Source organism: Enterobacter cloacae complex sp. IR5428 (assembly GCF_049238585.1).
Lineage (GTDB): Bacteria > Pseudomonadota > Gammaproteobacteria > Enterobacterales > Enterobacteriaceae > Enterobacter > Enterobacter intestinihominis.
This window is the reverse complement of sequence record NZ_JBMKHV010000004.1, coordinates 148282-161126: the sequence shown is the minus strand read 5'-3', so window position 1 is coordinate 161126 and position 12845 is coordinate 148282. Positions and strand designations below refer to the sequence as shown.

Sequence of the window (12845 nt, the reverse complement as noted above, 5' to 3'; positions counted from 1 at the left end):
GGAGTGAAAAATGCTCAAAAAGTGGATATATGATACAACCATCATCCTACAGGATAGCGTTGAAAGCTGGCCCCAGGCGCTGGAACTGTGCGCGAAACCGCTGCTGGATTTGCAGGTCATTGCGCCGAAATATGTCACGGCTATCATTGAGCAGCATCACAGGTTAGGTCCCTACTATGTGCTGGCTCCTGGGCTGGCAATGCCACACGCGCGACCGGAAGAAGGGGCGAAAGGACTTGGCCTGTCATTATTAAAACTGAAACAGGGCGTCTCATTTGGTGCTGGTGAGTTTGACCCCGTCGATGTGATTGTGATGCTGGCGGCGCCGGACAAACATAGCCATATCGAAATGATCTCCGCCTTAGCAGAATTATTTTCCAGCGACGAAGATATGGCTGAATTACATCGGGCGAATACGCTGGAGGAGATAAAAACCGTTATCAATCGCTTCTGATTTAATTATTTAATCCGATTCATCTCAACATTACGCGTCAGCGTGATGGGGCGTACTCTACTCAAAAAAGGGGATAACAATGAAAATTATGGCTATTTGCGGCTCCGGCCTGGGCAGCAGTTTTATGGTCGAAATGAATATTAAAAAGGTGCTCAAAAAACTGGAAATTGAGGCAGAGGTTGAACACTCCGATCTCTCCTCGGCCACGCCGGGCGCGGCGGACCTGTTTGTAATGGCGAAAGACATTGCCGCCAGCGCCAGCGTGCCGGAAAGCCAGCTGGTGGTGATCAACAATATTATCGATATCAACGAACTCGAAGCGCAGCTGCGCGCCTGGTTCGAAAGACAATAATCCTGAAAAGGCGAGGTGGATATGTTTATCCTTGAAACGCTGAATTTCGTTGTTGATATTTTAAAAGTCCCTTCAGTCCTGGTCGGGTTAATTGCCCTGATTGGTCTGGTGGCGCAGAAAAAAGCCTTTTCAGATGTGGTAAAAGGCACAATTAAAACCATTCTCGGCTTTATTGTACTGGGCGGCGGCGCAACCGTGCTGGTGGGCTCTTTAAATCCGCTCGGCGGTATGTTTGAGCACGCCTTTAATATTCAGGGCATTATTCCCAACAATGAAGCTATTGTGTCAATTGCCCTGGAAAAATATGGTGCCTCCACCGCGCTCATTATGGCTTTCGGGATGGTGGCGAATATTATTGTCGCGCGCTTTACCCGCCTGAAGTACATCTTCCTGACCGGGCATCACACCTTCTACATGGCGTGCATGATTGGCGTGATCCTGACGGTCGCAGGCTTCGAAGGGGTAGGGCTGGTCTTCACCGGTTCGTTGATCCTCGGCCTGATTATGGCCTTCTTCCCGGCGATTGCGCAACGCTATATGAAGCGTATTACCGGCAACGATGAGATCGCCTTCGGTCATTTCGGCACGCTGGGCTACGTGCTGTCCGGCTGGATTGGCAGCAAGGTCGGTAAAGGCTCGCGCTCCACCGAAGAGATGAACCTGCCGAAGAACCTCAGCTTCCTGCGCGACAGTTCGATCTCCATCTCACTGACCATGATGATTATCTACCTGATTATGGCGGTGAGCGCCGGGCGTGAGTACGTGGAGGCCACCTTCAGCGGCGGCCAGAACTACCTGGTGTACGCCATCATTATGGCCATCACCTTCGCGGCAGGCGTGTTTATCATCTTGCAGGGTGTGCGCCTGATTCTGGCGGAAATTGTCCCGGCCTTTACCGGCTTCTCGGAAAAACTGGTGCCCAATGCGCGACCTGCGCTGGACTGCCCGGTGGTCTACCCGTATGCGCCAAACGCGGTGCTGATTGGCTTCCTGTTCAGCTTCCTCGGCGGGATTGTAGGCTTGTTCATCTGCGGTCAGTTTAGCTGGGTGCTGATCCTGCCGGGCGTCGTGCCGCATTTCTTCACCGGTGCAACGGCGGGCGTGTTTGGGAACGCCACCGGCGGACGTCGCGGGGCGATGATTGGCGCCTTTGCTAACGGCCTGCTGATCACCTTCCTGCCGGTCCTGCTGCTGCCTGTTCTGGGCGCGATTGGCTTTGCGAATACGACCTTCTCGGACGCCGACTTTGGCGCCGTCGGGATTGTGCTCGGCAACCTGGCGCGCTTCCTGTCGCCGCTTGCCATCACCGGACTGGTTGTTGTGTTGTTTGCGCTGCTGGTGGCCTACAACGTCTTCGCTAAAAACAAACCTGCAAGCGGTAACGCGCAGGAAAACCCCGGAGCCAAATCATGAATGAGAATGAAATAACCGAACTGGCGCGTCAGATCCGCCTTGAGACGCTGAAATCCCTGACGCAGCTGGGTTTTGGTCACTACGGCGGCAGCATGTCAGTCGTTGAAACGCTGGCCATTCTGTACGGCGCGGTGATGAAAATAGACCCGGCCGATCCGGACTGGCCAGAGCGCGATTACTTTGTGCTGTCGAAGGGACATGCGGGCCCGGCGCTGTACAGCACGCTGGCGATTAAGGGCTACTTCCCGATTGAAGAGCTGAGCACGCTAAACCAGAACGGAACGCGTCTGCCAAGCCACCCGGATCGCCTGAAAACACGCGGCGTGGATGCCACCACCGGATCGCTGGGGCAGGGGATCTCCATTGCAGGCGGCATGGCGCTGTCGCACAAGCTGGCAGAAAGGCCAAACCGGGTGTTTTGCATCGTTGGCGATGGGGAGCTGAACGAAGGGCAGTGCTGGGAAGCCTTCCAGTTTATTGCTCACCATCGACTGAACAATCTGACGGTGTTCGTGGACTGGAACAAACAGCAGCTCGACGGCGAGCTGGACGAAATCATCAGCGCCTTCGATCTGGAAGGCAAATTCCGGGCCTTTGGTTTTGACGTGGTGACGGTGAAAGGGGACGACATTCCGGCGCTGCTGGAGGTGACCGCGCCGATCCCTGCGACCGATGCGCGTCCGCGGGTGGTGATCCTCGACAGCATCAAAGGGCAGGGGGTGCCATACCTGGAACAGCTCAGCAACTCGCATCACCTGCGATTAACTGAGGAGAGCAAAGCGGCGCTCAACGAGACGATTCGCCAACTGGAGGCTTCACATGATTAAGGTTGCACCGACAGGACAGAAAGATTCGGTTGAGATGCGTAAGGTCTATGCGGGTTTTGTGGCAAAACAGATTGAGGCCGGGAGCGAGATTATTGCGCTCGAAGCGGATCTGATGAGTTCGATGGCGATGGACGGCGTAGCGCGTGATTATCCACAGCACGTCATCAACTGCGGCATTATGGAGGCCAACGTGATTGGGACGGCCGCCGGGCTGTCGCTCACCGGACGTAAGCCGTTCGTCCATACCTTTACCGCCTTTGCCAGCCGTCGCTGCTTCGACCAGCTGTTTATGTCCCTGGACTACCAGCGCAATAACGTGAAGGTGATTGCCTCGGATGCGGGCGTGACGGCCTGCCACAACGGCGGGACGCATATGTCGTTTGAGGATATGGGCATCGTGCGCGGTCTGGCGCATTCAGTGGTGCTGGAGGTGACCGATGCGGTGATGTTCGAAGATGTGCTGCGTCAGCTTATCGACCTGGAAGGCTTCTACTGGGTGCGGACCATCCGTAAACAGGCGCCGAGCGTGTATGCCCCGGGGTCAACCTTCACCATCGGCAAGGGCAACGTGCTGCGCGAGGGAACCGATATTACCCTGATTGCTAACGGCATTATGGTGGCGGAAGCGCTGGAGGCGGCGCGCCAGCTGGAGCAGGAGGGGGTAAGCGCAGCGGTCATCGACATGTTTACCCTGAAGCCCATCGATCGGATGCTGGTGAAAAATTATGCCGAGAAAACCAGGCGTATTGTGACCTGCGAAAACCACAGCATTCACAACGGGCTGGGGTCGGCGGTGGCGGAAGTGCTGGTGGAAACCTGTCCGGTGCCGATGCGGCGGGTTGGGGTGAAGGAGCGTTACGGTCAGGTAGGCACGCAGGACTTCCTGCAGAAGGAGTATGGCCTGACGGCACATGACATTGTGTCGGCGGCACGAGAGTTGCTGTAATAAAAAAGGCGACCGTTGAATGGTCGCCTTTTTTTGCCGGATGGCGCTTCGCTTATCCGGCCTACAAAACCCTGGGCCCGGTAAGCGCTAGCGCCACCGGGCTTTTTAGCTTACTGCTGCTGCGAAGACTGAATCGCCGTCAGCGCGATGGTGTAGACGATATCGTCAACCAGCGCACCACGAGACAGGTCGTTCACAGGCTTGCGCATACCTTGCAGCATTGGCCCGATGGAGATCAGGTCTGCTGAACGCTGTACCGCTTTATAGGTGGTGTTACCGGTGTTCAGATCCGGGAAGATGAACACGGTAGCGCGACCTGCAACCGGCGAGTTAGGCGCTTTAGATTTCGCAACGTCAGCCATTACCGCGGCATCGTACTGGAGCGGGCCGTCGATCATCAGATCCGGACGTTTTTCCTGCGCAATGCGGGTCGCTTCACGGACTTTCTCTACGTCGCTGCCTGCACCAGAGGTACCGGTGGAGTAGGAGAGCATCGCGACGCGCGGTTCGATACCGAAGGCAGTCGCGGAGTCCGCAGACTGGATTGCGATTTCTGCCAGCTGCTCTGCGGTTGGGTCCGGGTTGATCGCGCAGTCGCCATAAACGTAAACCTGTTCAGGCAGCAGCATGAAGAACACGGAGGAGACCAGAGAGCTGCCCGGTGCGGTTTTGATCAGCTGCAACGGTGGACGGATGGTGTTCGCGGTGGTGTGAACCGCACCGGAAACCAGGCCGTCAACTTCGTCCTGCTCCAGCATCAGCGTACCCAGCACGACGTTGTCTTCCAGCTGCTCGCGCGCAACGGCTTCGGTCATGCCCTTGTTCTTACGCAGCTCAACCAGGCGGGCAACGTAGCTTTCGCGAACCACTTCCGGGTCAACGATCTCAATGCCAGCGCCCAGCTCAACGCCCTGAGACGCCGCAACGCGGTTGATCTCATCCGGGTTACCCAGCAGCACACAGGTCGCGATACCGCGCTCTGCACAGATGGCCGCCGCTTTAACGGTACGTGGTTCGTCACCTTCTGGCAGAACCACGCGTTTGCCCGCTTTACGCGCCAGCTCGGTCAGCTGGTAACGGAAGGCTGGAGGAGACAGACGACGGCTGCGCTCGGACGTCGCCGTCAGGGATTCGATCCAGTCTGCGTTGATGTAGCCCGCAACGTATTCCTGAACTTTCTCGATACGCTCGTGGTCATCAACCGGCACTTCGAGGTTGAAGCTTTGCAGGCTCAGGGAGGTCTGCCAGGTGTTGGTGTTCACCATGAAGACTGGCAGGCCAGTGGCGAACGCACGTTCGCACAGCTTGCTGACGCGCGGGTCCATCTCGTAGGCACCGGTCAGCAGGATCGCACCGATTTCCACGCCGTTCATCGCAGCCAGGCACGCTGCAACCAGCACGTCTGGACGGTCAGCAGAGGTCACCAGCAGGGAACCTGCGCGGAAGTGTTCCAGCATGTGCGGAATGCTGCGCGCGCAGAAGGTCACGGACTTCACGCGGCGGGTGTTGATATCGCCTTCGTTAACGATGGTGGCATTCAGGTGACGCGCCATATCGATTGCACGGGTGGCAATCAGATCGAAGCTCCATGGCACCGCACCCAGCACCGGCAGTGGGCTGGAATCCTGCAGCTTAGCCGGGTCAACTTTGATGACTTTCGCTTTGGAAGAGTCGTCGAAGATTTCGGACAGGTCAGGACGCGTACGGCCCTGCTCATCTACTGGCGCGTTCAGCTTGTTAACAATCACGCCGGTGATGCTGGTGTTTTTCGCACCGCCGAAGCTGCTGCGCGTCAGTTCGATACGCTCTTTCAGCTGCTCTGGGGTGTCCGTGCCCTGAGACATCACGAAAACAATCTCTGCGTTCAGGGTTTTCGCGATTTCAAAGTTCAGAGACTGGGCAAACTGGTGTTTACGGGTCGGGACCAGGCCTTCAACCAGCACCACTTCAGCGTCCTGCGCGTTTGCGTGGTAGTTGGCGATGATCTCTTCCATCAGCACGTCTTTCTGGTTGCTGGAGAGCAGAGATTCAACGTGGCTCATCTTCAGCGGTTCAGCCGCTGGCAGATTGGAGTTCTTACGAACGATGGAGGTGGTCTGGTCTGGCGCATCGCCACCGGCACGTGGCTGGGCGATAGGCTTAAAGACGCTCAGACGAACGCCTTTGCGTTCCATAGCGCGGATCACGCCGAGGCTGACGCTGGTCAGGCCGACGCTGGTTCCGGTAGGGATCAGCATAATAGTACGGGACACGGTTTATCCTCTTTCGTTACCGCCGCGTTGGGCGGGCTACAAAACAGCACCGCCAGCATTGCTGGCGGTGTGGAATCAGGCAGTCAGGCGGCACGCGTCTTGCGCGATGACCAGCTCTTCGTTAGTTGGGATAACGATAGCCGGGCGGGTGCCTTCTTTGTTGATGAAGCCAGACTTGCCGAAGCGGGCAGCCAGGTTACGCTCGTGATCGACTTCGAAGCCCAGTACGCCCAGTTTGCCCAGGGACAGCTCACGTACCATTGCCGCGTTCTCACCGATGCCGCCGGTGAAGATAACCGCGTCCAGACGACCGTCCATCAGCGCGGTGTAAGAACCGATGTACTTCGCCAGACGGTGGCAATAAACGTCCATTGCACGTTTAGCGTCAGCTTTTTCTGCGTAGTTGTCTTCAACGTAACGGCAGTCGCTGGTGACTTCGGTCAGACCCAGCAGGCCAGACTCTTTGGTCAGCATTTTGTTGATGTCGTCAACGCTCATGCCCAGGGTGTCGTGCAGGTGGAAGATGATCGCCGGGTCGATATCACCGGAACGGGTACCCATCACCAGACCTTCCAGCGGGGTCAGACCCATAGAGGTATCAACACACTTACCGTTGCGGATAGCAGAAACAGAACCACCGTTGCCCAGGTGGCAGGTGATGATGTTGACTTCTTCAACCGGCTTGTTCAGTACTTTTGCGGCTTCCTGAGTCACATAGAAGTGGCTGGTGCCGTGTGCGCCGTAGCGACGTACGCCGTGCTCTTTGTACAGGCTGTATGGCAGGGCATAGAGGTAAGACTCTTCCGGCATGGTCTGATGGAACGCGGTGTCAAACACGGCCACGTTTTTATCTTTCAGATTCGGGAAGGATTTCAGTGCTTCAGCGATACCGATCAGGTGAGCCGGGTTATGCAGCGGTGCGAAAGACGCAGAGTCTTTGATGCCCTGAATCACAGAGTCGTCGATTACCACGGAGCTGGTGTATTTTTCGCCGCCGTGGACGATACGGTGACCAATCGCAGTCAGCTGAGCAGACAGTTCTGGTTTTTGTGCCAGAATAGTGTTAACGATAAAGTTCAGCGCTTCACTGTGAGCGGCGCCTGCACCTAAAGCCGCTTCTTGTTTGCTGCCGTCCATCTTCCACTTGATACGTGCTTCAGGCAGATGGAAACATTCGGCCAAACCAGAGAGGTACTCATCACCGTTGAGCGCATCGATGATGGCGAATTTCAGTGAAGAGCTACCGCAGTTCAGAACCAGTACTAACTTACTCGACATGGAAGTACCTATAATTGATACGTGGCTAAAAAAACGTCAATGAGTCTAAAGCGTAACGCATGCTGACTCAGACATTTATGATTAACATCATGCCAAACGAACATTCTGGCAGGATGGAAGAAATACCTATGATTTTAAGCCATTTTGAACATTTTTCAGACAATGGCATAATATGCGATAATTTGACGAGTTAACGCTTCTCGTCTACGGCCTATCAGGCTGGCACAGGATACCCGATACGGGGTAGCGATGACAAAATATTTTGAACGTTGTCATAGCCTGTTGTGGTTTTGCACGAAAATTTTAATTTTTATATGTGAAGTTGAGGTACAGCCATGTCAACACCTGAAATCCCGTCCGTGAACTTTTTTAGTCTGTTTCGTCGGGGACAGCATTACGCAAAGACATGGCCGATGGAAAAGCGCCTCGCGCCCATGTTTATTGAAAATCGCACTATTCGCGCCACGCGCTATGCGATTCGCTTTATGCCCCCGATCGCCGTCTTTACTCTTTGCTGGCAAATTGCGCTGGGTGGACAGCTTGGACCTGCCGTCGCGACGGCGCTCTTTGCTTTAAGCCTGCCGATGCAGGGATTGTGGTGGTTAGGTAAACGTTCCGTCACGCCACTTCCGCCTTCTATTTTACACTGGTTTTATGAAGTGCGTGGAAAACTGGAGGAGGCCGGCCAGGCGCTCGCCCCGGTTGAAGGCAAGCCGGATTATCAGGCGCTGGCGGACACCCTCAAGCGCGCGTTTAAACAGCTTGATAAAACATTCCTCGATGACTTGTGATTGATCATCGAAACGACGACCAAAAGAAGGCACAGTAACAATCAGTTACCGTGTCTTTTTTTTACAGTGCAATGCGCTACAGGAGTCGAAAGATGGAAATGACCCATGCTCAACGTCTGATTTTGTCTAACCAGTACAAGATGATGACTATGCTTGATCCCGATAACGCTGCGCGCTACAGCCGCCTGCAAACCATTGTTGAACGTGGTTTTGGCTTGCAGATGCGCGAACTGGATCGCGAATTTGGCGAACTGAAAGAGGAAACCTGCCGTATCGTTATCGACATCATGGAGATGTACCATGCACTGCATGTGTCCTGGACCAATCTGAAAGACCAGCAGTCCATTGACGAGCGCCGCGTAACGTTCCTGGGCTTTGATGCCGCGACAGAAGCGCGCTATCTGAGCTATGTGCGCTTTATGGTGAACACTGAAGGGCGCTACACTCATTTTGATGCGGGTACGCACGGCTTCAACGCCCAGACCCCGATGTGGGATAAGTATCAACGTATGCTGAGCGCGTGGCACGCCTGTCCGCGTCAGTACCATTTAAGCAGCAACGAAATTCAACAAATCATTAATGCCTGACGGAGGTGCGTGTGCAGTGTAAAGGTTTTCTGTTTGATCTGGACGGTACGCTGGTGGATTCGCTGCCGGTAGTGGAGCGTTCCTGGTGTCATTGGGCCGACAGGCACGGCATCGACCATCAGGATGTACTGAATTTCATCCATGGCAAACAGGCCATTACCTCATTGCGGCACTTCCTGGCGGGACGTTCTGAGGAAGAGATTCAGGCGGAGTTCAAATATCTGGAGCAGATTGAAGCTACCGACACTGAGGGCATCACCGCGCTGCCCGGTGCGCGCGAACTGCTTGAGCATCTGAATGAAGCGCAGATCCCGTGGGCTATCGTCACCTCCGGCTCGGTTCCTGTCGCGCATGCCCGCCATAAGGCGGCCGGTTTACCGACGCCGGACGTCTTCATTACCGCTGAGCGCGTAAAGCGCGGCAAGCCCGAACCGGATGCGTTTCTGCTCGGCGCTGAAATGCTCGGCCTTGCGCCAGCGGAGTGCGTGGTGGTGGAAGACGCGGCGGCAGGCGTGCTGGCCGGACTGAACGCCGGAAGCCACGTCATTGCCGTTAACGTCCCGGCGGGGTCCCCCCGGCTGGAGGAGGCGGATTTTGTGCTTAATACTCTGACCGCCATCGACGTCTCGAAGGCATCAGACGGCGTTGTAACCGTCTCGCTAAAAATGTAATCCCATGATATAGCCCCGCATTACCGGGGCTTTTTTATGGCAGAATTGCTTCTCCTCCACTGACAAGGACATGTTGTGAACGGTGAACTGATTTGGGTCCTGAGCCTGCTGTTAATCGCCATCATTCTTTTTGCCACGGGCAAGGTGCGCATGGATGCCGTCGCCCTGTTTGTGATTGTCGCGTTCGTTCTGAGCGGTACCCTTTCCCTGCCAGAAGCCTTTTCCGGGTTTAGCGATCCCAACGTTATTTTGATTGCCGCCCTGTTTATTATTGGCGACGGGCTGGTACGCACCGGCGTAGCGACGATGATGGGGTCGTGGCTGGTTAAAGTGGCGGGCAGCAGCGAAACCAAAATGCTGATTTACCTGATGCTGACGGTCGCCGGACTGGGTGCGTTTATGAGCTCGACGGGGGTCGTGGCCATCTTTATTCCGGTTGTGCTGAGCGTCTGCATGAGGATGCAGATCTCCCCGTCGCGGCTGATGATGCCGTTGAGCTTTGCCGGGCTCATCAGCGGCATGATGACGCTGGTCGCGACCCCGCCGAACCTCGTCGTGAACAGCGAACTGATCCGTGAGGGGCTTGAGGGGTTTAGCTTTTTCAGCGTCACGCCGATCGGGCTGGTTGTACTGGTGATGGGCATTATCTATATGCTGTTGACCCGTTTCGCGCTGAAAGGGGAGAAGCAGGACAAAGCCAAAGAGGGCTGGAAGCGGCGAACTTTTCGCGATTTGATCAAAGAGTACCGTCTGACCGGGCGCGCCCGTCGGCTGGCTATCCGCCCCGGTTCGCCGATGATAGGCCAGCGGCTGGACGACCTTAAGCTACGCGAACGCTATGGCGCGAACGTCATCGGGGTTGAGCGCTGGCGTCGTTTTCGTCGGGTAATCGTTAACGTGAATGGGGTGTCAGAGTTTCGCGCGCGTGACGTCCTGCTGATTGATATGTCCACCGCGGACGTGGATCTGCGAGAGTTTTGTAGCGAGCAGCTGCTGGAGCCGATGGTGCTGCGCGGCGAGTATTTCTCCGACCGGGCGCTGGATGTGGGAATGGCCGAGGTGTCGCTGATCCCGGAATCGGAGTTATTGGGCAAAACCGTGCGCGAAATCGGCTTTCGTACCCGCTATGGCCTCAACGTGGTGGGCCTGAAGCGCGATGGCGTAGCCCTTGAAGGGGCGGTGGTGGATGAGCCGATCCTGCTGGGGGATATCTTCCTCGTGGTCGGCAACTGGAAACTGATTAGCCAGCTCGGGCAGAAAGGCCGCAATTTTGTGGTGCTGAATATGCCGATTGAAGAGAGCGACGCGTCACCGGCGCACAGTCAGGCGCCCCATGCGATTTTTTGCCTGGTGTTGATGGTCGCGTTGATGCTGACGGACGAGATCCCTAACCCGGTGGCGGCGACAATCGCCTGTCTGTTAATGGGCAAATTCCGCTGTATCGACGCCGAAAGCGCTTACAAAGCGATTCACTGGCCAAGCATCATTCTCATCGTTGGGATGATGCCCTTCGCCCTGGCGCTACAGAAAACCGGCGGGGTGGATTTGATCGTAAAAGGCTTAATGGACGCGGGCGGGGGATATGGTCCGTACCTGATGATGGTTTGCCTGTTCGTCATGTGCGCCACCATTGGTTTGTTCATCTCCAATACCGCAACGGCGGTGCTGATGGCGCCTATTGCGCTGGCGATGGCAAAATCGATGGGCGTTTCGCCCTATCCGTTTGCGATGGTGGTAGCGATGGCGGCGTCCGCGGCATTTATGACGCCGGTATCTTCCCCGGTCAATACCCTGGTGCTGGGGCCGGGAAACTATCGATTCAGCGATTTTGTAAAGCTGGGCGTGCCGTTCACCGTGCTGGTGATGCTGGTATGCGTGGTGCTGATTCCGGTGTTATTCCCGTTCTGAGAACATCGCCGGGTGGCGGCTACGCCTTACCCGGCCTACGTGATTCGTAGGCCCTGCAAGCGCAGCGCCGCTGGGCGAAAAACTACAGCGGCGAATCCTTGCTAATCTCATCCAGCGACTTCGTGAAATTGGCGTGCCGTTCACCGTGCTGGTGATGCTGGTATGCGTGGTGCTGATTCCGGTGTAATTCCCGTTCTGAGAACATTGCCGGGTGGCGGCTACGCCTTACCCGGCCTACGTGATCCGTAGGCCCTGCAAGCGCAGCGCCGCTGGGCGAAAAACTACAGCGGTGAATCCTGACTGATCTCATCCAGCGACTTCGTGAAATTGGCGTGCCGTTCACCGTGCTGGTGATGCTGGTATGCGTGGTGCTGATTCCGGTGTAATTCCCGTTCTGAGAACATCGCCGGGTGGCGGCTACGCCTTACCCGGCCTACGTGATCCGTAGGCCCTGCAAGCGTAGCGCCGCTGGGCGAAAAACTACAGCGGCGAATCCTTGCTAATCTCATCCAGCGACTTCGTGAAATTGGCGTGCCGTTCACCGTGCTGGTGATGCTGGTATGCGTGGTGCTGATTCCGGTGTTATTCCCGTTCTGAGAACATTGCCGGGTGGCGGCTACGCCTTACACGGCCTACGTGATCCGTAGGCCCTGCAAGCGCAGCGCCGCTGGGCGAAAAACTACAGCGGTGAATCCTGACTGATCTCATCCAGAGACAAATGGAAGCTCGGCACAAACACCTGCATAAAGTAATCCATCTCTTCGCTACGGCGGGAGTCGAGCGTTTTCTCCAGGCGCGTTTTCGCCAGCAGGAACTCGTTATTCCCCGCGGATAACTCTTCCAGACATTTCAGGTAGGCGCACAGCGCATCGGCCTGCTTAACCAGGGATTTCTCCTCTTCCGTATACTGATGCTCGTCGATCAGTGGCCCGAAGATATCACGCAGCTCATCAGGCACCATATCGATCAGCTTCTGCTGGGCAATCTTCTCAATGGCCTTATATTCCTGGGCAATCTGCGAGTTGAAATATTTCACCGGCGTAGGCAGATCCCCGGTCAGCACTTCCGATGCATCGTGGTACAACGCCAGCAGGGCGATACGTTCGGCATTAACCTGCCCGTTGAATTTGCGGTTTTTAATTGCTGCCAGCGCATGAGCGACCATAGCAACCTGCAAACTGTGCTCAGACACATTTTCAGTGCGCACGTTGCGCATCAGCGGCCAGCGGTTGATGAGTTTCAGGCGGGAGAGGTGGGCAAAGAAATGACTCTGACTCATAGGTTACCTTATGTCTTCACTGCGACGGACTTCATTGTGCGGGGAGGGGAGGGAAGATGCAAATTTGCAGATGTTACAGGCCGGGTA

The 12845-nt window shown here is 55.9% G+C and carries 12 protein-coding genes and 1 pseudogene; 10 read left to right on the top strand and 3 right to left on the bottom strand.

Going from position 1 to position 12845, the window contains the following annotated elements:
- Positions 1-10: 10 nt before the first annotated feature.
- The 5 genes from ACOTXC_RS07250 (at position 11) to ACOTXC_RS07230 (ending at position 3992) form a co-directional block, all read left to right on the top strand.
- A complete protein-coding gene (locus ACOTXC_RS07250; RefSeq protein ID WP_063147687.1) occupies positions 11-454 on the top strand; it encodes a PTS sugar transporter subunit IIA in 444 nt (147 codons plus the stop codon).
- A 79-nt stretch (positions 455-533) separates the two neighbouring features.
- Positions 534-806: a PTS sugar transporter subunit IIB gene (locus ACOTXC_RS07245; RefSeq protein WP_003861447.1), complete on the top strand. Its 273-nt coding sequence runs from the start codon at positions 534-536 to the stop codon at positions 804-806.
- A 21-nt stretch (positions 807-827) separates the two neighbouring features.
- The gene (locus ACOTXC_RS07240; RefSeq protein WP_017383437.1) at positions 828-2219 is read left to right on the top strand and encodes a PTS ascorbate transporter subunit IIC; all 1392 of its coding nucleotides are present in this window, start codon (positions 828-830) and stop codon (positions 2217-2219) included.
- Entirely contained in the window at positions 2216-3046 is an 831-nt protein-coding gene (locus ACOTXC_RS07235) for a transketolase (RefSeq protein ID WP_032623854.1), read from the top strand. Before ACOTXC_RS07240 ends, ACOTXC_RS07235 begins: the two co-directional genes overlap by 4 nt.
- Complete coding sequence (locus ACOTXC_RS07230; RefSeq protein ID WP_023306640.1) at positions 3039-3992, top strand: transketolase family protein; 954 nt, start codon at positions 3039-3041, stop codon at positions 3990-3992. Before ACOTXC_RS07235 ends, ACOTXC_RS07230 begins: the two co-directional genes overlap by 8 nt.
- A 110-nt stretch (positions 3993-4102) precedes the next feature.
- Here ACOTXC_RS07230 and pta read toward each other — a convergent pair whose 3' ends face one another.
- Positions 4103-6244, bottom strand: coding sequence for a phosphate acetyltransferase (gene pta, locus ACOTXC_RS07225; RefSeq protein WP_022648836.1), 2142 nt, complete (start codon positions 6242-6244; stop codon positions 4103-4105).
- Positions 6245-6319: 75 nt separating this feature from the next.
- The gene (ackA, locus tag ACOTXC_RS07220; protein ID WP_022648835.1) at positions 6320-7522 is read right to left on the bottom strand and encodes an acetate kinase; all 1203 of its coding nucleotides are present in this window, start codon (positions 7520-7522) and stop codon (positions 6320-6322) included.
- A 335-nt stretch (positions 7523-7857) separates the two neighbouring features.
- Here ackA and yfbV point away from each other — a divergent pair, with 335 nt between their 5' ends.
- The 5 genes and pseudogenes from yfbV to ACOTXC_RS07195 all read left to right on the top strand — a co-directional run.
- Positions 7858-8313 carry a terminus macrodomain insulation protein YfbV gene (gene yfbV / locus ACOTXC_RS07215; RefSeq protein WP_003861459.1) on the top strand — a complete coding sequence of 152 codons (456 nt, stop codon included), beginning with the start codon at positions 7858-7860 and terminating at the stop codon, positions 8311-8313.
- 92 nt (positions 8314-8405) lie between these two features.
- Positions 8406-8900 carry a YfbU family protein gene (locus ACOTXC_RS07210; protein ID WP_008502874.1) on the top strand — a complete coding sequence of 165 codons (495 nt, stop codon included), beginning with the start codon at positions 8406-8408 and terminating at the stop codon, positions 8898-8900.
- 11 nt (positions 8901-8911) lie between these two features.
- Complete coding sequence (locus ACOTXC_RS07205; RefSeq protein ID WP_126490275.1) at positions 8912-9571, top strand: sugar phosphatase; 660 nt, start codon at positions 8912-8914, stop codon at positions 9569-9571.
- Positions 9572-9646: 75 nt separating this feature from the next.
- Positions 9647-11479 (top strand): SLC13 family permease, encoded by a 1833-nt coding sequence (locus ACOTXC_RS07200; RefSeq protein ID WP_421767528.1) that lies wholly within the window; start codon positions 9647-9649, stop codon positions 11477-11479.
- A gap of 505 nt (positions 11480-11984) precedes the next feature.
- Positions 11985-12076, top strand: a pseudogene (locus ACOTXC_RS07195) (hypothetical protein); the annotation flags it as partial.
- A gap of 82 nt (positions 12077-12158) precedes the next feature.
- On the opposite strand, the gene yfbR reads toward ACOTXC_RS07195, so the two are convergent.
- On the bottom strand, positions 12159-12758 hold the full coding sequence (gene yfbR, locus ACOTXC_RS07190; RefSeq protein ID WP_022648832.1) for a 5'-deoxynucleotidase: 600 nt from the start codon (positions 12756-12758) through the stop codon (positions 12159-12161).
- Between the last annotated feature and the right edge of the window lie 87 nt (positions 12759-12845).

Bases quoted from the DNA above. Each gene is read 5' to 3' on its own strand.
- ACOTXC_RS07230 (WP_023306640.1), top strand. From the start codon at position 3,039: ATGATTAAGGTTGCACCGACAGGACAGAAAGATTCGGTTGAGATGCGT.
- yfbR (WP_022648832.1), bottom strand. From the start codon at position 12,758: ATGAGTCAGAGTCATTTCTTTGCCCACCTCTCCCGCCTGAAACTCATC.
- ACOTXC_RS07240 (WP_017383437.1), top strand. From the start codon at position 828: ATGTTTATCCTTGAAACGCTGAATTTCGTTGTTGATATTTTAAAAGTC.
- yfbV (WP_003861459.1), top strand. From the start codon at position 7,858: ATGTCAACACCTGAAATCCCGTCCGTGAACTTTTTTAGTCTGTTTCGT.
- ackA (WP_022648835.1), bottom strand. From the start codon at position 7,522: ATGTCGAGTAAGTTAGTACTGGTTCTGAACTGCGGTAGCTCTTCACTG.
- ACOTXC_RS07250 (WP_063147687.1), top strand. From the start codon at position 11: ATGCTCAAAAAGTGGATATATGATACAACCATCATCCTACAGGATAGC.
- ACOTXC_RS07235 (WP_032623854.1), top strand. From the start codon at position 2,216: ATGAATGAGAATGAAATAACCGAACTGGCGCGTCAGATCCGCCTTGAG.
- ACOTXC_RS07245 (WP_003861447.1), top strand. From the start codon at position 534: ATGAAAATTATGGCTATTTGCGGCTCCGGCCTGGGCAGCAGTTTTATG.
- ACOTXC_RS07210 (WP_008502874.1), top strand. From the start codon at position 8,406: ATGGAAATGACCCATGCTCAACGTCTGATTTTGTCTAACCAGTACAAG.